The following is a 20,019-nucleotide window of genomic DNA, read 5'->3' as shown; positions in this document are numbered from 1 at the left end:
CTCAGTTCCCTTCTGTTGCGGTGGCCCGGCGCAGATAGTCGATCATATCCTGCCGATCCTTTGCCGCTGTGATCCGTTGCATTGGCATCTTGGAGCCGGGGATGTAGTGATCCGGCCCAAGGTCGAAGAGCGCGTCAATCGTTGTGTCATTCCACACGATACCCGATCCATCGAGGATTTCGGAATAGGGATAGCCCGGCACCGTCCCCGCCTGACGCCCAAACAGCCCATGGAGCGTTGGTCCCGCCTTGCGCGAGGGCGGCGGGGTCAGCGCATGGCAGATCGAGCATTTGCGCATGAATTGCCGCTCGCCATTCTCCATCTCTTCGGGCGGGCGCAGGAAACTGTGCTCTGTCTCACCCGCCGGGTCATAGTCGCCCAGCATCTCGACCGGCCAGCCATAGACCACCTCGCTCAGCCCACCAGCGTAAATCATACGCCCGTCGGTCGAAAAATCCAACGCCCAGACCGGGCCGCGCGCCATGGCCTGAAAATCGCGGGTGATCCGCCACTCCTGCGTGTCGATCACCATGATATAGCCCTGCCCATCCCCTGCCGCCAACTGCGCGGTCTCCGCGTGATGAACCAGCGACAGCACCGGGCGGCGCTCCAGCGTGAAATCGGCAATCTGCCGACCGCTTGCCGGGTCAATCACCCGCGTCGCCCCATCGACCGCACCATAGGCGAGCCACGCATCCTCAGGCCCCAGCACAATCCGGTTTATGCCAAACCCCTGATTGAGCAATTCACGCGGCGGGGCATCCACCTCTTGCCAGCGCCATTCGCGCAATGTCCCATCTGCAGAGGAAGAATACAAAAGCGTGCCATCGTGGTTGAACGCAACATCGCTCACCGCCGCGTCATGGCCCGTCAAAAATCGCGCGGCCCCTCCCGCGACAGGCCAGATGCCAATCGACCCGTCCCAACTCGCTGACGCGATCCAGTCTCCATCCGGCGACACATCCAGCGCCGCAACCTTGCCTTTGTGTCCTTCGCGCCGCGTGCCCTGCCCGGTCGCGCGGTCCCAGACGATCAGCGCGAAATCATCGCCCCCCGACACCAGTCGCCCCTCGCCCAGCTCTGCAACCGCGATCACTGCGGCCGCATGCCCCTCAAACCAGCGTGGCATGCGCCCCTGCCAGACACCGACGGAATTGTCGAAACTGGCCGAAACCACCTCGCCACTCGTCTGCAGCACGCATAAGCCCATGACAGGCCCACCATGTCCCTTGAACGTGGTAAACTCTTGGGCCGCCAGCGGGCTTGTCCCCACCAGCGCCCAGAGCCAGAGACCAAAGGCACGCGCCCCCATGACTACTCCGCGGGATGCGCGGTCTTGCCCGGATCGGGTGCGTGGCCCTTTTCCTGCAACTCCTTGAGCCACAGGCCATGATGCTCGCGCGCCCATTGTTCTTCGACCTCGCCCGACCCCATAGCATCGAACGCACCTTCCATACCGACCGAGCCGATGTAGATATGCGCCAGAATGATTGCCGTCAGAACAAAGGCCATGATCGAATGCCAGAGCGTCGCCAGTTGCATTTCCTCATGTGGGGCCAGCATTACCGGCAACTCGCCAAACCCCACCGCCTGCGGCAATCCCGTCTGGTTGAGAATGGCAAAGGTCTTGGCGAACATCGGCAATTCGAACGGAAAGAGCAGCGACAGGCCCGAGGCCGAGATAGACGCACCAAACACGATCACCGACCAAAAGATCATCTTTTGCCCGGCGTTGAATTTCTTGGCAGGTGGATGCACGCCCTTGGTGAAAATTCCGCCCCCCACAGCCAGCCATTTCAGGTCCGTCCGATTGGGAATATTGTGCAGCACCCACATGAAGAACACCATCACAAGCCCCAGCATGAAGGCCCAAGAGATGTTGTTATGCACCCATTTCGAGGCGACAGCGATGGTCGAGAAGGCCTCGTGTCCCAGGAGCGGGATCACCACCATCCGGCCAAAGAGCACCACAAGCCCCGTGAGCGCCAGCACCACGAACGACCCCGCCATCAGCCAATGACCAAACCGCTCAACCGCTTGAAATCGTGTGACGGTGCGGCCTGTCTTGGCCCCGTCGATCCGGATCTTGCCCCGGATCAGGTAGAACAGCGCCAAGAGCGCCAGCGTGCCCCCCAACAGCCAGGCCCCGTAAGTGGCCAGCGGCCCCTTGCGGAACTCAAGCCAAGTCATGCCACCATCCTGAATGAGAACGCGCGCTTCCGGGCCTCCGGCAGAAACCTTTACATCGTCCAGCCCATAGCGCAGCGCGCGCCACACCTCGGCATCCGATGCCCCGCCCAGAGTGCCCAACTGTCCGGCCATGGCAGCGGCACCTTCCCCGTCCGAGGCGGCATCGCCGCCCTTTGGGGCAACGACTTCGCCGCGTTGCCGGGCCAGGATATCCTCCAATGTCTGCGCGCCACCTGTGGCAGAGCGGTCAATCCCGGCGGCCCCCGTGGCTTCTTGCGCCGCCAGGGGCGCTGCAAGGAACAAGGAAAGCAACAGCGTCATGATCATGCGGGGCATGGCGGTCATCCTGTCTGGAAAATGTCTATACGTCGCTGTGGGCGGCCTGTGAGCCGCCCACCTTGTGCGTTGCGCGGGTGTGATCCCCGCAGCGATCCGTAGGGTGGGTGTCACCCCACCCCGATCTCAGCCGCCGCTCTGCTGGCCGTAAGCAGAACCCCAGCCCCAAGCGCCCGAGCCAAAGCCGCGGGCCACAACGCGCTCGCGGTAGATGGCCGACACCACGTCGCCATCCCCCGCCAACAGCGCCTTGGTCGAGCACATTTCGGCGCAGATGGGCAGCTTGCCCTCTGCAATCCGGTTGCGCCCGTACTTCTGGAACTCGGCCTCCGAGTGGTTCTCTTCCGGACCACCGGCGCAGAAGGTGCACTTGTCCATCTTGCCCCGGCTGCCGAAATTGCCCGCCTGCGGGAATTGCGGCGCACCGAACGGGCACGCATAGAAGCAATAGCCACAACCGATGCACAGATCCTTGGAGTGCAACACGATGCCCTCCTCGTTCTGATAGAAGCAATCCACCGGACAGACCGCCATGCACGGCGCATCCGAACAATGCATGCAGGCCACCGAAATCGAGCGTTCACCGGGGCTGCCGTCGTTGATCGTCACCACCTTGCGGCGGTTGATCCCCCACGGCACCTCGTGCTCGTTCTTACAGGCCGTGACACAGGCGTTGCATTCGATGCAGCGCTCGGCGTCGCAGAGAAACTTTGCTCTTGCCATTCTCTTTCCTCCTTACGCTGGCATGATCTTGCAGAGAGTCGCCTTGGTCTCCTGCATCTGCGTGACCGAGTCATAGCCATAGGTCTGAGCGGTGTTCGTGCTCTCACCCAAGACATAGGGATCGGCCCCGGCGGGATAGTTCTCGCGCAGGTCTCGCCCCTCGAAATGACCGCCAAAGTGGAAGGGCATGAAGGCCACACCTTCCGCCACCCGCTCTGTCACCATCGCCATGACCTTGACCTTGCCACCCTCTGGGCCTTCGACCCAGACCTGAGCGCCATCCCGCACGCCGATGTTGTTGGCGTCACGCGGGTTGATCTCGACGAACATATCCTGCTGCAACTCGGCCAGCCAAGGGTTCGACCGGGTCTCGTCGCCGCCGCCCTCATATTCGACCAGACGGCCAGAGGTCAGGATGATCGGATAGTCCTGAGAAAAGTCATTCTTCTGGATCGAGGCATACATGGTCGGCAGACGCCAAGCCTTGCGGTCCTCGTAGGTCGGATAGTCCGCCACCAGATCACGACGGTTCGTATAGAGCGGCTCGCGGTGCAACGGAACCGGATCAGGGAAGGTCCACACGACAGCCCGCGCCTTGGCATTGCCGAAGGGCGCGCATTCGTGCTTGATCGCCACCCGCTGGATCCCGCCCGAAAGGTCGATCTTCCAGTTGGCCGCAGGACCGCCCACCGCGTCGATAGCGGCGCGCTCTTCTGCGGTCAGATCGCCATCCCAGCCCAGGTCCATCAGCATCTGCATGGTGAATTCCGGATAACCATCCTGAATTTCGGACCCCGCCGAATAGACACCCTCGGCCAAGAGATTGTCGCCATCCCGCTCCACGCCGAAACGCGCACGGAAGGTCAAGCCGCCCTTGGACACCGGCAAGGACATATCATAGAGATTGGCCGTTCCCGGATGGTTCATCTCGGCTGTTCCCCAGCAGGGCCAGGGCAGACCGTAGTAATCGCCATCGGCCGGACCGCCCTTGGCGCGCAGCGTGGTCTTGTCGAAGGTGTGCTGGTTCGCCATGTGCAGCTTGAGCCGTTCCGGGGACTGACCCGTATAGCCGATCGTCCACATGCCACGGTTGAACTCGCGAGTGATGTCTTCGACGTTGGGCTCGCCGCTTTCTTCAATCGCGATATTGCGGAAGATCCGGTCATGGAACCCGAACTTCTGCGCAAAGAGCGCGATGATTTCATGGTCGACTTTGGATTCAAAGAGCGGGTCCATGACCTTGTCGCGCCACTGCAACGACCGGTTCGAGGCGGTGACAGAGCCGCGCGTCTCGAATTGCGTCGTGGCAGGCAGCAGATACACGCCATCGGTGCGATCTTGCATGACGGCGGAAACCGTCGGGAACGGATCGACCACGACCAGCATGTCCAGCTTTTCCATCGCGGTTTTCATTTCCTTGCCGCGCGTCTGGCTGTTGGGCGCATGCCCCCAGAGAACCATGGCCCGCACATTATTGGGCTGATCCATGTTCTCGTTGTCCTCAAGCACACCGTCAATCCAACGCGACACGGTGATGCCGTTGAGGTTCATCATCTTGGTCTCGCCATAGGTGGCATCCGAGAACCGGCCCTTGAGCCAGTCCAGATCCTCGCCCCAGACGCGCGCCCAATGGGCCCAGGAGCCTTCCGCCAGACCGTAATAGCCGGGCAGCGTATCGGCCAGAACGCCAAGGTCGGTCGCCCCCTGCACGTTGTCATGGCCACGGAAGATGTTGGTGCCGCCACCGGCGGTGCCCATGTTGCCGAGCGCAAGTTGCAGGATGCAATAGGCACGGGTGTTGTTGTTGCCGTTGGTGTGCTGCGTGCCGCCCATGCACCAGATCACGGTGCCCGGACGATTATTGGCCAGCGTGCGCGCCACGCGACGCAGTTGCTCGCCCGGCACGCCGGTCACGCGCTCGGTCTCTTCCGGCGTCCACTTCTTCACCTCGTCCTTGATCTGGTCCATGCCCCAGACGCGAGTACGGATGAATTCCTTGTCCTCCCAGCCATTCTCGAAGATGTGCCACAGGATGCCCCAGACCAGCGCCACGTCCGAACCCGGACGGAAGCGCACGTATTCGTCGGCATGCGCTGCGGTACGGGTAAAGCGCGGGTCGCAAACGATCAGCGGCGCGTTGTTCTCTTCCTTGGCTTTCAACACATGCAGCAGCGACACGGGATGCGCCTCGGCGGGATTGCCGCCAATGATGAAAATCGCCTTGGAATTGTGAATGTCGTTGTAGCTGTTGGTCATGGCGCCGTAGCCCCATGTGTTCGCAACGCCCGCGACGGTGGTCGAGTGACAGATGCGCGCCTGATGGTCCACGTTGTTGCTGCCCCAATAGGCCGCGAACTTGCGGAACAGGTAGGCCTGTTCGTTACTGTGCTTGGCCGAGCCCAGCCAGTAGACGCTGTCAGGCCCACTTTCCTCGCGGATCTGCATCATGCCATCGCCGATCTCGTTGATCGCCTGCTCCCAGCTGATGCGCTTCCACTCGCCGCCCTCTTTCTTCATCGGGTATTTCAGGCGGCGCTCGCCATGGGCATGTTCGCGCACGGCGGCACCCTTGGCGCAATGCGAACCCAGGTTGAACGGGCTGTCCCAGCCGGGTTCCTGCCCCGTCCAGACACCGTTCTGCACCTCGGCCACGACCGTGCAACCGACCGAGCAATGCGTGCAGACAGATTTCACCGTCTGAACCGCCGCACTGGCCGCGCTCTGCGCATTGGCACGGGTGACCGTGCCACCCATGGCACCGATCGCGGCAAGGCCACCGATGGCCAGCCCGCTGCCGCGCAGGAACGCGCGACGGTCAACCGAGGTTCCGGCGACCTCGGACAGGATACTGGTCCGCTGGGGGCGACGTGCAACCCCGTTGGTCTTTTTCCTCAACATGTTTCTCTCTCCTCCCTGGGCCCTCTTGGGCTGGGTACTGCGATTGTCCCTGACATTGCGGGCACTATGCCCCGTGCCAGTGTTGACGGGCGTCCGGTCCTAGAAACGGGCGCTCTCGAAATAGGCGCGGGTATGCGCGGTGTCCTGCATCCGATCCGATGTCAGGTCAGGCTCTGCGGCCTGCGCGTCGCCAGCCGAGACCACGGTCGCGACCGCGACAGCGGGCGCACCGGTGGCGGCCAGTTTAAGGAAATCACGGCGGCTGCTGCCAGCCTCGGTCTTCCGGGTCATGAAGGTCTCCCTCCCCTCGTTGTGACGGATCGCTCCGCCGGTTGCGATACGGGCTTACGCCCCGCTCATTCGAAAGCCCTGCGCCTCGATCTCCATGAACACCCGACCGACCGCGCCGACCGAGGCATAGAGAACCGAACTGTTCGCAGCCTCCAAATCCGTGAAAAAGTGCCCGGCCCAGGGGCCGATATGCTTGCTGAAGAACGCCTGTTGTTCGACCAGCGACGCGGGCTTGCCAAAGCGCCCCCGGATCATCCCCGCCATCATTTCCATAAGCGAGGCGATGTTGTCTTCAGGCTCATAGACATTCTGCGCGCGGGTGATGCCGCGCGCGGCCATGTCGCGACGCAACCCCGCCAACGGTTTCTCGTTGAGAAAGCCGGTGAGGTAATAGCTCGCATAGGGCAGCAATTCGCCACGTCCCAGGCCGATAAAGAGCGCGTTGAACTCGCGCTCGACCGCAGCAGGCTTGCTCACCCCGGCCACGCGGGCCAGAGCAGTAACAGCCTCGCCCAATCGTGTGGCATCACCGCTCAGCGCAGCCGTTTGCGCCAAGAGCGCCTCGCCCGGCGGGCGAGCCAGAATGGCCGCGAGAAAATCATAGAGATCCGCGCGCAGCGCGTCCTCTGCGGCAATCTCGGGCAAGGCCGCCTCTTGGGTCATGAGCGCCTCAGATTGGGTCATGCGGATACTCCGGGCTGATCATCGAATTGGAACCGCATCCTGCGGCGCGGCGGTAGCGGGGTATCGTCCTGTGCCGTATCTGTCTCGACAGCGGCAACGGCCATATCCTGCGTGGCCTCTGCTTCAACCTCTGCGTTGTCGGGTTCTTCGACAACAGCTTCGGCCACAACCTCGGCCTCCTCGGGGGTCTTGGTCAGCGCTTCGGCCTGGCGTGCCATTTCCTGCACATGCGCGAGCATACCCTTGCCCACCTGATACGTGGTCTTCATGTCCGGCACGACCATGGCGGCATCGGTGTAATCATCGGCGTAATCGACCAGCCCGTCGAGATTGGCCAGAACCGGATTGCTGACCCAGAGCCGCCGCAGTGCCCGCCGCCGCAAACGCTCGGGCACGGCCTTGTCCATGAAGGCGCGAAAATCATCGCCCATCTGCAACGCGTCGGGATCAGGCAGACCCAGTTCCTCACACAACTCCGCGTCGGTCTTTTCCTCAAGCTCGGCGTCGCGGGCCGCAAGCGCGCGCTCTTGCTCGAGCCGCGCCTCTTCGCGCGCCTCCGCCTCGACCCGCGCTTTACGACGGGACCAGAAGTCTGCACCTCGGCTCAATTCAGCCTCCCCCTGCGCATCCGGTCGGGCGTGGCAAAGACATCGCGCGGCTGAACGATCCGCGCATCCCCGATCCCGTCTTGCGTCAGCTCTTCGGCTCGCTTGTCGCGGCGACGCTTGTGAAACACCTCTTCCTCGTGATGAGCCTCGACAAAATCGCGGACCAAGGCCACCAGCCCCTCGGGCATCGGCACCTTTTCCACGATGTCATCGCCGTTGTCCGCATAATCCTGCGCCTCGAATGGCGAGGCCGTGACCAGCACCACCTCATAGGGCGCGCGCTCTGCATCGGCATTGGGCCGGTTGCGCATGATCACGAACACGGATGGCACGCGCGCCGAAAGACCCTGCAAATATGCCTCTGTCTGGGTGTGGTGCAGATCGAGAAGCACAGTTGCCGCGTGAAAATCCACGGCCTCGCCCTCGCGTCGCAATTCACGCCAATCCGCCTGCGGAGCCCCGGGAAGAACGGCCACCGCCCGCCACGCCCAAGCCGCCCAGCGCGTCACGCCCGGCGTGCGGCGCACGACAATGCCCAAAGGCACAATCATCTGCTTGTCCAGCGTCTTTGGTTCGTGGCGATAGGTCACGCGGTGGTGCATCCTTTGCTGCGTAATGCCAGATTGGTTTGGTTTCCTGACCGCGCAAAGCCTTTTTGTGTGCAACCGTCCACATAAAGTCCGAACCGGACATTTTGAACCACCCTGAAACGCGCAAGCAGCCCCAACGGACAGAATGTCCACTTGGCCTTTTTCAATGCTGCACTGCCGCATGACAAGATACTGAAAACAAATAGAATCAATCGGGTTTAAATCCGCTCCGAAACGCCCCATCCTTGCGGGACAGACGATTCGAATAGCGGTTTACGGGGGCTTCGAATCATGCCTAATCTCTGACCAAACTGACCCGTGCGGTCCGCTTCCCAGACGTGTCAAACACCGGGGTACACATGCCTAAACACCTGATTTTGTGCGATTGTTCCGCAACCCAGACGCTCGACCCAGAGGGGCTCTCCAAGGCCACGGGCTTGGGCTGTTCGCGGCGGCATAGTGCGCTCTGCACCGATGAAATCGAGGCTGCGGCCAAGGCCATTGCTACCGGCGAGGCAATTATTTGCTGCACCCAAGAGGCCCGCATTTTCGAGGACCTGGCCGCCGATCTGGAGGTGGACAGCCCCCCCCTCATCGACCTGCGCGACAGGGCCGGTTGGTCGGATGATCCGGCCTCAAAACTACCCAAAATGGCCGCTCTCCTGGCCGAAGCCAGCCTGCCCACCCCGCCGCAAAAGACCGTGGATGTCATTTCCGAGGGACTGTGCCTGATCCTTGGGGCCTCGGATGTCGCGCTGCCTGCCGCCGAAAAACTGGCCCCACTCCTTGGGGTCACGGTGCTTTTGACGGACGAGACCGACCCGCCCGAGAGCCGCGATTTCGACGCGATCCGGGGCCGGATCACGCAGGCCAGCGGCACGCTCGGCCGGTTCGAGCTGCGCATCGACGCGCTGCAACAGGTCAATCCCGCCGGGCGCGGCGCGCTGCGTTGGACTGCGCCGCGCGATGGCGGGCAGACGCAATGCGACGTCCTGCTTGACCTGCGCGGCGGCACGCCGCTCTTTCCCGCCCCGGAAAAGCGCGAAGGCTACCTGCGTGCCGATCCCGGCAGCCTGCATGCGGTCTCCGACGCGGTATTTCAGGCCGCCCAGATGATCGGCACCTTCGAAAAGCCGCTCTATGTCGCGCTCGAACCGCTCATCTGCGCCCATTCCCGCGCGGAACAGACCGGATGTAGCAAATGCCTCGACATCTGTCCGACGGGGGCCATCTCGCCGGATGGCGATCACGTCAGCATTGATCCGATGGTATGCGCGGGCTGCGGGGCCTGCGCCGCACGCTGTCCTTCCGGTGCAATCAGCTATGACGCACCGCCGCCCGACATGACATTCCGCCGGATTCAGACTTTGGCACAGACCTATCGCAAGGCGGGCGGCACCGCCCCGCGCCTTCTGGTTCATGACGCCACTCACGGGGCCGAGATGATCCGCCTTGCCGCCCGCCACGGGCGCGGCTTGCCCGCCGATGTGATCCCGCTGGAGGTTTCGGCGCTTGCGGGCTTTGGCCACGCGGAAATTCTCGCGGCGCTCGCCTCGGGCTTTGCCGATGTGGCGATCCTGCTCGCCCCCACCACCGAACGCGACGCGCTCGATCAAGAGGTGCCGCTGGCACAGGCCATGTCAGGGGCGGACACTGTGCATCTTCTTGACCTCGGCGACCCCGACGCGCTCTGCGATGCGCTATACGGTGCCACACCACCCGCCCCCATCGCCAGCCCGGTCCTGCCGATGGGCAGCCGCAGGCAGGTGGCGCGCCTCGCCGCCAAATCCCTCAATCCCTCGGGCGGCACCCTGCCCCTTCCCGCCACCGCACCTTACGGCGCAGTGCTGGTCAATACCGACGCCTGCACGCTCTGCCTCTCTTGCGTCTCGCTCTGCCCCTCGGGCGCGTTGATGGACAACGAGGACAAACCGCAATTGCGCTTTCAAGAGGATGCCTGCCTGCAATGCGGCATCTGCGCCACGATCTGCCCGGAGAAGGCGATTACGCTGGAGCCGCGCATGAACCTCGACGACTCAGCCCTGACCCAAGTGGTGCTGAACGAGGAAGAGCCGTTTGCCTGCATCGAATGTGGCACGCTCTTTGGTTCCAAGGCCACGATTGACCGCATCACCGAGAAACTCGCAGGCAAGCACGCGATGTTCGCCTCCTCCGATGCCGCGCGCATGATCCAGATGTGCGAGGGTTGCCGCATCAACGCGCAATTCAACGCTGCAGACAATCCCTTTGCCTTGGGTCAGCGTCCGCGCGTGCGCCGCACCGAGGATTACTTGACCAAGCGCAAGGATCATTGAACTTGGATCGGCGCGCCCAGATCGGCGGGGGCCAGCCCCGCCACATAGGCGATGATCGCCTCCAACTCATCGAGCGTGACCTCGATGGGCGAAATCGGCGAGGGCAGATGGCTGGCAAAGGGCTGTGTCACACCGGACACTTGGGTAAAGGCAGGATGCGGCTTGAGCGCAAAAAAGCTCTGGAACCGCGCATCCCAATCGGCAAAGGTCCGCAACACGGCGAAGGACGGGGTCGAACCGATAGCCCCCATCCGGTGCGCGGGGTCCACCACGTGACAGCGCCCGCATTGCAACAAGGACACCCGCTTGCCCACGGCGGGATCGCCCTCAAAGACCACCGTCGCCTCGGCCTCTTCCACAACCTGCGGCAGGCGAAAGGGGGCCACACCGGCCACCTCATAGCTTGTCACCGTGCGCTGCCCGATCTCGGACGTCAGCCAATCAGCGAACCGGGCCGCCCCCGGATGCGTGCCGCTCACGCCCATGCGCCAGACCGCGCCCGCCCCTTCGAACACCGCGCGGCCCTCGTGTTGGCCCAACGTGATCTCGGCCTCGGCCCCCTCGTCCACCACCTCGACCCGCACCCCGACCTTGAGCGCAAAACGCGGCACGATATACTGCAAGAGCCCGCTCTGCACCAAGGCCTCGGGCGCGCTCAGGCGAAACCGCTTGTCATCGGCGCGGCCCATGCCGGGCAGCAGCAACAAGACCACCGCAAGCCACAGCATCGCGGTCCGGGACAGCCGATCGCAGAGGGTCATCAACAGGCGCATACCCAAGCCTAGAAAACCGCCTATATCGGCGTCAAGCATTCAGATCAGCAAAGGGAGAAACCGATGAGCGACGATTTCAACATGTCGATGCGCAAATTCCTCAAACAGGTGGGCGTCACCTCGCAACAGGCCATCGAAGACGGCCTGCGCAAGAAGGGGGCCACCGCCGGACAGGAATTCACCGCCAAGGTGGTTCTGACCGTCGAGGGGCTGGAGATCGAGCATACCGTGACCGGCATCATCAAAGGGCAGGACTGACGTGGCATTGACAAGAGAGAGCGTCCTTGAGGCGCTCAAAAATATCACCGATCCGGTGAGCGGCACGGACATCGTGGCCGCCGGTGTCATGCGCGCCCTCACCGTCGAGGGCGGCACCGTGCGCTTCGTGCTGGAAATCGACCCGGCCAAGGCGCAGGCCTATACCCCGGTGCGCGACGCCGCCGAGGCGGCGGTCAAGGCTCTAGCGGGGGCCGAAAGCGTCTCGGTCGTGCTGACCGGTCATTCGACCAAGGCGCCGCCCGATCTCAAACCCTCCCGCAAGGCAGAGCCGAAGGGGCCGGAAAAAGTGCCCGGCGTCAATCACCTGATCGCCATCGCCTCTGGCAAGGGCGGGGTCGGCAAATCTACCGTCTCTGCCAATCTCGCCTGTGCCCTTGCCGCTGAGGGGCGGCGCGTCGGCCTCTTGGATGCCGATGTCTATGGCCCCAGCCAGCCGCGCATGCTGGGCGTCTCGGGCCGCCCCGCCAGCCCCGACGGCAAGACCATCCTGCCCATGCGCAATCACGGCGTGACGATGATGTCTATCGGCCTTATGACCAACGAAGGTCAGGCCGTGGTCTGGCGCGGCCCGATGCTCATGGGCGCGCTGCAACAGATGCTGATGCAGGTGCAATGGGGCGCGCTCGATGTGCTCTTGGTGGACCTGCCGCCCGGCACCGGCGACGTGCAGATGACGCTGGCGCAAAAGGCGCAGGTGGATGGCGCGATCATCGTCTCGACACCGCAGGATGTGGCGCTCCTCGATGCCCGCAAGGGGATCGACATGTTCAACCAGCTTCATGTGCCGGTGCTGGGCATGATCGAGAACATGAGCACGCATATCTGCTCCAACTGCGGCCACGAAGAGCATGTCTTTGGCCATGGCGGCGTGCGGGCCGAGGCCGAGAAACTGGGCGTGCCGCTCTTGGCGGAAATTCCGCTCCATCTCGACATTCGCGTGGCTTCGGACGGCGGCGCGCCCATCGTGGTCTCGAAACCCGACAGCCCACAGGCGCAGGCCTTCCGCGAGGTGGCCCGCCACCTCATCAACGCAGGGCTGGCATGACCGCGCCCAGCTTTCCACCCCTGATGTCGGGGCGCGCCGTCACCGGCGCGACCCATCCCTTTGATGTGGCCCGCGATTTGGCCGCTGAGGGCTGCGACGCGGGCCTCATCGTGCATAATGTCACCGCCAATCACCTGATGGCCGCCATTGTCCTCGCCCCCGAGGTGCCGCTGGCCGAGGCGATGGTGATGCTGCCCACCTGTGGTGTCGGCTTTCAGAACGCCTTTGGTGCGCTCGCCCCGCCCGAGGTGGCGGTGCAACTGGAATGGTCGGGCGGCATTCGCCTCAACGGCGCCTCTTGCGGGCGGCTGCGCGTGGCCGCAGGCGGCACCGAACCCGAGGTCGAACCCGACTGGCTCGTGATCGGCCTCGATCTGCCCCTCCTGCAAATCACCGAGCGGCCCGGCGACCAACCCGACCAGACCACGCTCTATGACGAGGGCTGCGCCGAGGTGGACCCCGTGGAATTGTTAGAGGCCTGGGCGCGGCACAGCCTCGTCTGGATCAACACATGGGAAGACGCCGGCTCCCGCGCGCTCCATGCCGAATGGCGCGGACTTGCCTGGCGCATGGGCCAGGAGGTCACACAGCACGGGCTCACCGGCACGTTCCAGGGCGTGGACGAACGTTTTGGCATGCTCTTGCGCGGCCCCGACACCACCCATCTCATCCCGCTCACCACTTTGTTGGAGACTCAACCATGAAACTCGCCCGCGCCATCCATTTCGACGAGAGCGATCAGCGCGTCTACCACAGCCCCGCGCGCACCGGCGAATGGTGCATCTCGGGCGGGTTCGAGTTTTCCAACTGGTCCGAGGCGGACCTCACGGGTAAATCCCGGCAGGCGTTTTCCAACGGCTGGCTCGGGGTCGAAACCTTTGGCCGCGTGACCTTTGTCGCCGTGACCCAAGTCGAAGAGGCCGAAATTGCCACCCTGACACAGGCGCTGGCCCAACATTTCGTCGACATCTACGGCGCGCCGGACCTCGCCGCAGCCCTCCCCGTCGCGCGCGAGGAAGTGGCACAAATGGCCGACCTCTGCGAAGATCACAATCCCAACACCCTGCTCACCGTGATCCGCGAACTGACCGAGGCCGGCGTGCGCGAAACCTTTAGCGTGATCGAAGCGCAAGACGCTGGCTTAGAACAATTCGCCCTCCACGGCAGCCTCGATGACGATCACGGGCACGATCACGACCATGGGCATGGGGATGGGCACAACCACTGAGGCACGTTGAGAAAAGGCGAATTGGCTTTTGGGTTTGAGGTCGCGCGGGAACACGGCCTCAGACCCGCACTCCCTGACAAAAGGCGCGCAAGGGCTGGGGCGGTCCGGCTATAAGGACTGAGGTGAGGGACAAAGCGGACACGTGCCGCCATATACAGCAAGGTCTGCTATGCGGGACTTAGTTAGCTTTCGCTGCTGCTGCGCCAAAGTCGGCTTTCGATCAGAGCGGGGCTTGCCTTTGGCTGCCCAGGATTGTCTATCTTACTTTAATTGCGGGCTTACCAATTCTGCTTGTTGATCCGGTAAACTGCCGCAAAGGTTGATTGACAGGTAGGTGATTTGTCCAAGCGCATTCGAAAAATTCTAGCGATTTCACTGGTGCTCTTTTCGCCGGTCTTCCTAGTCGCAAGGTGTGTCCCTGAGAAAGCAGTAGACCTAGCCACCAAGATAACACCTGTGCAATGGATCAATGAAGATGAGCTGCTTGTGCGAATTCAAAACAAGTATTTTCTCTACGATCCGAACGGCAACCTAGTTCCCTCAGAGTTCGATGCAGCAGGGGCGACCGTAGAAAAGCCCTTGGGTATTCAAATGGCCCCCGGAAGCTCCAATCAGATTTGGTCTGAGGAGGTGCACAGCGGTGAAATACACCTGAGAACCGATCAGTATATCGAGATTGACGGAGACAAACACCGAGTGCGAAAGCCATGGTTGGGAGGGCGCTTTGTTGGTATCAATCAAGGATTTCCAAAGGGCGAATACCTTGATTTTTATACCTATTTTCATATGGGAAAGGTTGGGTTGGTGACTTTTGCGAATGCCTCTGTGCAAAAAATCGAGCTACCACTCCTGAATGGTGACAACTTATCATCGCCGGCTTTGAAGCGGAACAGTGTTACAGATAAGTTTTTGGCCTTCCAAACGATGTGCCTTCGTGACGATCCTGATGGCACGTGCACCCGAACGGCGTGGTGGTTGGATTCTGATTTGCAGGTGATTTCAAGTTTTCTCCTGCCGAATGATGATCCGCTGTTCACAGAGGAGAAATTTTCTTGTTTTTCATGCGGATGCGGGTGCTACACCCAAGAGGACATTTATGCTGTCAACGGTGAAGCGTTTTTTCTTTATTCTGGATTTCCGCTGACAGCATCACAGCGTGGTCTATACCGAGTAGCAAATCTTGGGTCGGGAAGAACAGAATGGATCCACGAGATTGAAGGACGTATTGAGCCGCCGCTAGCGTTCTCACCATCAGGGTGCAAAGTTGCGTACTTTCGTGTTTCGAGGCTTGGTGACAGCCTTCAGGTTAAGAACTTGTGCCAATGACCTAGCGGCTAGGAAGCGGAAATTGGTGCTCTTCGCAGCATTTTGTACTTTGAGCTCGTACTTGCAGTTCGCTGTATCAGGCACAAATGTCCCCTAAAGGCCACTCGCATTACCGCGACCCGTAACAGCCTTGCCTTGCGACCGGATGGCTGAACATCTTCCTTCCCTCCACCGCCTTCCTCCCGTATCCCCATCCCCAAAACCCAGACCGCAGGAGACACCATGCAGAAAAGACCCTTGGGCCGGACCGGGATCGAGGTGAGCGCGCTCTGTCTTGGCTCGATGACTTGGGGCTCTCAGAACACCCCGGCAGAGGGCCATGCCCAGATCGACCGCGCGCTGGAGCGGGGCGTGAACTTTATCGACACCGCCGAGATGTATCCCACCACCCCCATCAGCCCGGAAACCACCGGCCGCACCGAGGAAATCATCGGCGACTGGATCAAAGCCTCCGGTCGGCGCGCGAATGTGATCCTCGCCACCAAACATTCCGGCAAGGGCTTCAAACACGCCCGCGACGGCGCGCCGATCACGGCGGAGTCCATCCCGCAGGCCATTGAGGGATCGCTGCGCCGCCTCAAGACCGATCATATAGACCTCTACCAATTCCACTGGCCCAACCGGGGCAGCTATATGTTTCGCCAGAACTGGGCCTATGACCCCTCAGGCCAGAACCGCGCCGAGACAATCGCCCATATGCAAGAAACGCTAGAGGCCCTGCAACGCGAGGTGACGCGCGGCACCATCCGCGCCTTCGGCCTCTCGAACGAGAGCGCGTGGGGCATGGCGCAATGGCTGCGGCTCGTCGAAGAGGGGCACGGCCCCCGCGCCGCCTCGATCCAGAATGAATACTCGCTCATGTGCCGCCTCTATGACACGGACCTCGCCGAACTCAGCGTCAATGAGGATGTGGGCCTTCTGGCCTTTTCCCCCCTTGCGGCGGGGTTGCTCAGTGGCAAGTATCAGGACGGCGCGCTGCCCACCGGCTCGCGCATGGCGATCAACGGCGATCTGGGCGGGCGCAAGACCCCGCGCGCGTTCGAGGCCGTCGCGGCCTATCACGCGGTTGCGCGCAAACACGCTCTCGACCCCGTGCAAATGGCGCTCGCTTGGTGCCTCACGCGGCCTTTCCTCTGCTCCGCCATCTTTGGGGCCACCGACATGGCTCAACTCGATCTGGCGCTTGGCGCAGCGGACATCACGCTCAGCCCGGAGGTGCTGAGCGATCTCGACGCCACCCACAAGGCGCATCCGATGCCGTTCTGACCCTTACCGCTTTCGCCGCGCGCCGGGGGTCTTGGAATGAAATCCCGGCGGGCGCTGCGCCACCCAGGCGACGAATTTCGCCAGACGCGGATGCGCGCGCAGGGCCTCGATACTGGCATAATCGCGCGCCAGCTCACCCTCCGTCAGCGTCGCGTGGATCTCGTTGTGGCAAATCTGGTGCAGGCGCACCACCGGGCCTCCCTTGCCTCCCTTCAGCTTGGGGACAAGGTGATGCAGGCTCTGGCGCACCTCCGGCGGGATCGGGCGCTGGCAAAGCGGGCAAATTGGGTGTTCCGACAGTTTGACTTGATCCTTTTGCTGCCTGCGGGCAAGAGGATGACGCGAGCGGGTCAAAAGGCAAGGGGTGTGTGATGGACGGACAGCCAGAGATCATCGGACAGGCGCTGGGCTATGCAATGCAGGGCTGGGATCTGGCCAAGGGCTGGCTGCTCAGCCCCGCCGCTTGGTCGCAATTCGGCCTTCTGGTGACGGCGTGGCTCTTGGCTGTGATGATCACCCGTCGCATACGCCCGACCATTACCCGCGTGCTCACGCCCCCCGCCGACCAAGACAACATCCTAGCCTCGGCGCGGCGCTTCATCCTCATGTTCCTGCCGCTTCTGATGCCGCTGCTCGCCTATGGCCTCACCGGCATGGGCGAGAGCGTGACACGCTCGCTCTTTGGCTCGGGCGATGTCATCGCCTTCGGCAAGCGGCTGTTCCTGGTTCTCGCTGCCCGCCTGTTCGTGCGCGACATCTTGACCGATCCCTTCTTGCGGGTTCTGGGACGCTTCGTGCTCATGCCCGTGGCGCTGCTCTATCTCTTTGATCTTCTCGGTCTGGCCAACGAACGGCTTGCGGCGATTTCGGTCGATCTGGGCAATATCAGCTTCTCCGCCCTTGCCCTGCTTCGTGGCGCGGTCTCTGGCGCGCTTCTCTTCTGGCTCGGGCGCTGGTCCAACAGCCAATCCGAGGATTTCATCAAGCGCCGCGAGGAATTGCGCCCCGCCACCCGTGAACTCGCGATCAAGGCCAGCCAGATCGTGATCTTTGGCGCAGCCTTCCTGCTCTTGATGTCGATCATGGGGATCGACCTCACGGCGATTGCCGTTTTGGGCGGCGCGCTCGGCGTGGGCATCGGCCTTGGCCTGCAACAGATCGCGGCCAATTTCGTCTCGGGCGTGATCCTGCTCTTGGAGGGCCAGACAACCGTGGGCGATTACGTCGTGCTTGATGACGGCTCCGAGGGCACCATCGTCAAGATGACCGCCCGCGCCGCCATTCTGGAAACCGTGGATGGCCGCTGGATCGTGGTGCCCAATGAGGATTTCATCACCTCCCGCGTGGTGAACTATTCCGACGCAGGCAAGCGTCATCGCTATGAGGCCGCCTTCTCGGTCAGCTACGACACCGACATCAACCGGATTCCGGCCCTCGTGGAGCCCGCCGTCGCCGCCGTGCCCGAGGTGCTGCCTGACGGGAAATATGCCCCCGAATGCGAACTCAAGGCCTTTGGCGAGAGCAGCGTGGATTTCTCGGTCGAATACTGGGTCGATGGGATCGAGGACGTGACCGGCAAATATCAATCCGACGTCCTCGCGATCTGGAATGTGCTGCGCGCCGAGGGGATCGAAATGCCCTATCCGCAGCGCGTGCTCCATCACCGGGGGCTGACCGCCCCGGCAACCCCAGCGGCATGACCGACGCGCTCGTCATCGGGGCCGGGCCTGCGGGCCTCATGGCGGCGCGCGAACTCGCTCGGGCCGGGCTGCGCGTGCTGGTGGCAGAGGCCAAGCCCTCGGTCGGGCGCAAGTTCCTCATGGCGGGCAAATCCGGGTTGAACCTGACCAAGGTCGAACCGTTCGAGACCTTTCTGGCCGCCTATGGCCCCCGCGCCGACACCCTGCGCCCGATGCTCAGTGCCTTTGGCCCAGACGCGGTGCAGACATGGGCGCGCGACCTTGGGCAAGAGGTGTTCACCGGGTCAACCGGCCGGGTTTTTCCACGCGTGATGAAGGCCTCGCCCCTCCTGCGCAGTTTCCTGTCCGAATTGCACGGCTTGGGCGTCGAAATCCGCACCCGTTGGCGCTGGTGCGGCTGGGAGGGCGGAGCGCTGTTCGACACGCCCGAGGGCATGCAGTGCCTGCACCCCACCGTGACGGTTCTGGCCTGCGGCGGCGCAAGCTGGGCGCGACTTGGCGCGGACGGGGCATGGGCGGCACATCTCGACCCCGCCAGCTTGTCCCCCTTCCGCCCCGCCAACATGGGTTTTCTGGTCGATTGGTCGCCCCATATGACGGCGCAGTTCGGCCAGCCGGTCAAGGGCGTGGAACTGCACGCCGGGACCATGCGCTCGCGCGGGGAATTCATCATTTCCAACCAGGGGCTTGAGGGGGGCGGCCTCTATGAGGTCAGCGCAGCCTTGCGCGATGGTGCGCCTCTCAAGCTCGATCTCCTGCCCGACCTGAGCCTGTCCCAGGTCGCGAACCGCCTGCGCCAGACCAAAAGCAGCGACAGCCTCAAGAACCGCCTGCGCAAGGCGTTCCGCCTGGATCCCGTGAAACTGGCGCTGGTGATGGAATTTGGCCGAAGCACCACCGATCTGCCCGCCCTGCTCAAGAGCCTGCCGGTGCCCCTCAACGGGCCGCGCCCGATGGATCAGGCCATCTCAACTGCCGGTGGGCTGCGGTTCGAGGCGCTGGATGCGGGCCTCATGCTGCACGCCCGCCCCGGCGTGTTCGCCGCCGGGGAAATGCTCGATTGGGAGGCGACAACCGGCGGCTACCTGCTGACCGCCTGTCTTGCCACCGGGGTTTGGGCGGGGCAGCACGCCGCCGCTTACGCTCAGGGGAGTGCGGCAGCCCGCTGACAGGCCGGGCGCGCAAGCATCATCGCCACGTAATCATTGAGCTTTTCGCCCGCATCCGGGAACCCGGCCTTGCCCGCCCACATCAGGCAATGGGCCAGAAGAACATCCGCGATGGTCATGGTCTGCCCCTGCAGATAGGGGCCGGTCAGCGCCTCGGAAATCCGCGCGACATTACGCTCGTATTCCCATTTCAGCGACTCCTTGACCGCCGGCACGCGGTGCTCCTCGGGCAGCACGAAACTATGCCGCGCGGCCGTCCAGAGGGTGCCGTCGATCTCATCGAGAATCTGATGCGTCAACGCATCCTGACGCGCCCGTGCCACGGTGCCGGGGGCATGGGTGAACTGCCCATGCTTATCGGCAAGATAGGTCATGATCGCGGTGGAATCGGTCAACACCGCATCACCATCCCGCAGCGCCGGGATCTTGCCCGAGGGGTTGGCCGCAAGCGCCTCGGGCGAGCGGGGGGCAACAGCGAGGTGGTTGTACTCTACCCCAATTTCCTCGAGCAACCACAGCACCCGAAAGGCCCGGCTGGCCCTCGAACCGATGACATCATACATGGCGATTTCCCCCCTTTGATTTGTACTGCGGCACC

At 62.9% G+C, this 20,019-nt stretch carries 20 protein-coding genes; 9 read left to right on the top strand and 11 right to left on the bottom strand.

Going from position 1 to position 20,019, the window contains the following annotated elements; all coding sequences use genetic code 11:
• Nucleotide 1: 1 nt before the first annotated feature.
• From AACZ65_RS03550 to AACZ65_RS03515, 8 genes are all read right to left on the bottom strand, one after another.
• Nucleotides 2–1,312: a c-type cytochrome gene (locus AACZ65_RS03550; RefSeq protein ID WP_339668091.1), complete on the bottom strand. Its 1,311-nt coding sequence runs from the start codon at nt 1,310–1,312 to the stop codon at nt 2–4.
• Between the two features lie 2 nt (nt 1,313–1,314).
• Nucleotides 1,315–2,526: a formate dehydrogenase subunit gamma gene (locus AACZ65_RS03545; RefSeq protein WP_339668089.1), complete on the bottom strand. Its 1,212-nt coding sequence runs from the start codon at nt 2,524–2,526 to the stop codon at nt 1,315–1,317.
• Between the two features lie 126 nt (nt 2,527–2,652).
• Nucleotides 2,653–3,249 carry a formate dehydrogenase FDH3 subunit beta gene (fdh3B, locus tag AACZ65_RS03540; RefSeq protein WP_008279844.1) on the bottom strand — a complete coding sequence of 199 codons (597 nt, stop codon included), beginning with the start codon at nt 3,247–3,249 and terminating at the stop codon, nt 2,653–2,655.
• A 12-nt stretch (nt 3,250–3,261) separates the two neighbouring features.
• Entirely contained in the window at nt 3,262–6,147 is a 2,886-nt protein-coding gene (locus AACZ65_RS03535) for a formate dehydrogenase subunit alpha (protein ID WP_339668078.1), read from the bottom strand.
• Nucleotides 6,148–6,246: 99 nt separating this feature from the next.
• Nucleotides 6,247–6,438: a ubiquinol-cytochrome c reductase iron-sulfur subunit N-terminal domain-containing protein gene (locus AACZ65_RS03530; RefSeq protein WP_037273661.1), complete on the bottom strand. Its 192-nt coding sequence runs from the start codon at nt 6,436–6,438 to the stop codon at nt 6,247–6,249.
• A gap of 54 nt (nt 6,439–6,492) precedes the next feature.
• Nucleotides 6,493–7,122, bottom strand: a complete 630-nt coding sequence (locus tag AACZ65_RS03525; RefSeq protein ID WP_339668075.1) for a molecular chaperone TorD family protein — start codon at nt 7,120–7,122, stop codon at nt 6,493–6,495.
• A complete protein-coding gene (locus AACZ65_RS03520) occupies nt 7,119–7,730 on the bottom strand; it encodes a DUF3306 domain-containing protein (RefSeq protein WP_339668073.1) in 612 nt (203 codons plus the stop codon). Before AACZ65_RS03520 ends, AACZ65_RS03525 begins: the two co-directional genes overlap by 4 nt.
• Nucleotides 7,727–8,332, bottom strand: coding sequence for a DUF3305 domain-containing protein (locus tag AACZ65_RS03515; protein WP_297543052.1), 606 nt, complete (start codon nt 8,330–8,332; stop codon nt 7,727–7,729). The genes AACZ65_RS03520 and AACZ65_RS03515 overlap by 4 nt, the downstream gene beginning before the upstream one ends.
• 347 nt (nt 8,333–8,679) lie before the next feature.
• Between AACZ65_RS03515 and AACZ65_RS03510 the strand changes: the two genes are divergently transcribed.
• On the top strand, nt 8,680–10,635 hold the full coding sequence (locus tag AACZ65_RS03510) for a 4Fe-4S binding protein (RefSeq protein ID WP_339668069.1): 1,956 nt from the start codon (nt 8,680–8,682) through the stop codon (nt 10,633–10,635).
• Here AACZ65_RS03510 and AACZ65_RS03505 read toward each other — a convergent pair.
• Entirely contained in the window at nt 10,629–11,447 is an 819-nt protein-coding gene (locus tag AACZ65_RS03505) for a hypothetical protein (RefSeq protein WP_339668067.1), read from the bottom strand. The genes AACZ65_RS03510 and AACZ65_RS03505 overlap by 7 nt on opposite strands.
• 24 nt (nt 11,448–11,471) lie before the next feature.
• On the opposite strand from AACZ65_RS03505, the gene AACZ65_RS03500 reads away from it, so the two are divergent.
• From AACZ65_RS03500 to AACZ65_RS03475, 6 genes are all read left to right on the top strand, one after another.
• On the top strand, nt 11,472–11,666 hold the full coding sequence (locus AACZ65_RS03500; protein ID WP_037273650.1) for a DUF6494 family protein: 195 nt from the start codon (nt 11,472–11,474) through the stop codon (nt 11,664–11,666).
• Nucleotide 11,667: 1 nt separating this feature from the next.
• Entirely contained in the window at nt 11,668–12,732 is a 1,065-nt protein-coding gene (gene apbC, locus AACZ65_RS03495) for an iron-sulfur cluster carrier protein ApbC (RefSeq protein WP_339668064.1), read from the top strand.
• Entirely contained in the window at nt 12,729–13,436 is a 708-nt protein-coding gene (locus AACZ65_RS03490; RefSeq protein ID WP_339668062.1) for a DUF4444 domain-containing protein, read from the top strand. Before apbC ends, AACZ65_RS03490 begins: the two co-directional genes overlap by 4 nt.
• The gene (locus AACZ65_RS03485; RefSeq protein ID WP_339668060.1) at nt 13,433–13,960 is read left to right on the top strand and encodes a DUF6505 family protein; all 528 of its coding nucleotides are present in this window, start codon (nt 13,433–13,435) and stop codon (nt 13,958–13,960) included. Before AACZ65_RS03490 ends, AACZ65_RS03485 begins: the two co-directional genes overlap by 4 nt.
• Before the next feature lie 339 nt (nt 13,961–14,299).
• The gene (locus AACZ65_RS03480; protein ID WP_339668058.1) at nt 14,300–15,286 is read left to right on the top strand and encodes a hypothetical protein; all 987 of its coding nucleotides are present in this window, start codon (nt 14,300–14,302) and stop codon (nt 15,284–15,286) included.
• 222 nt (nt 15,287–15,508) lie between these two features.
• Nucleotides 15,509–16,552 carry an aldo/keto reductase gene (locus AACZ65_RS03475; RefSeq protein ID WP_339668056.1) on the top strand — a complete coding sequence of 348 codons (1,044 nt, stop codon included), beginning with the start codon at nt 15,509–15,511 and terminating at the stop codon, nt 16,550–16,552.
• A gap of 3 nt (nt 16,553–16,555) precedes the next feature.
• On the opposite strand, the gene AACZ65_RS03470 is transcribed toward AACZ65_RS03475, so the two are convergent.
• Nucleotides 16,556–16,801, bottom strand: a complete 246-nt coding sequence (locus AACZ65_RS03470; RefSeq protein WP_339668054.1) for an HNH endonuclease — start codon at nt 16,799–16,801, stop codon at nt 16,556–16,558.
• A gap of 122 nt (nt 16,802–16,923) precedes the next feature.
• Here AACZ65_RS03470 and AACZ65_RS03465 point away from each other — a divergent pair, with 122 nt between their 5' ends.
• Complete coding sequence (locus tag AACZ65_RS03465; protein WP_339668052.1) at nt 16,924–18,252, top strand: mechanosensitive ion channel domain-containing protein; 1,329 nt, start codon at nt 16,924–16,926, stop codon at nt 18,250–18,252.
• Complete coding sequence (locus AACZ65_RS03460; RefSeq protein ID WP_339668050.1) at nt 18,249–19,421, top strand: TIGR03862 family flavoprotein; 1,173 nt, start codon at nt 18,249–18,251, stop codon at nt 19,419–19,421. Before AACZ65_RS03465 ends, AACZ65_RS03460 begins: the two co-directional genes overlap by 4 nt.
• On the opposite strand, the gene AACZ65_RS03455 is transcribed toward AACZ65_RS03460, so the two are convergent.
• Nucleotides 19,397–19,984, bottom strand: a complete 588-nt coding sequence (locus tag AACZ65_RS03455) for a glutathione S-transferase family protein (RefSeq protein ID WP_339668048.1) — start codon at nt 19,982–19,984, stop codon at nt 19,397–19,399. The genes AACZ65_RS03460 and AACZ65_RS03455 overlap by 25 nt on opposite strands.
• Nucleotides 19,985–20,019 lie beyond the last annotated feature (35 nt).

The sequence above is a fragment of the uncultured Roseovarius sp. genome (assembly GCF_963972555.1).
GTDB classification, from domain to species: Bacteria; Pseudomonadota; Alphaproteobacteria; order Rhodobacterales; family Rhodobacteraceae; genus Roseovarius; species Roseovarius mucosus.
The sequence above is the reverse complement of the archived record's forward strand: the minus strand, read 5'-3'. Positions and strand labels throughout refer to the sequence as shown.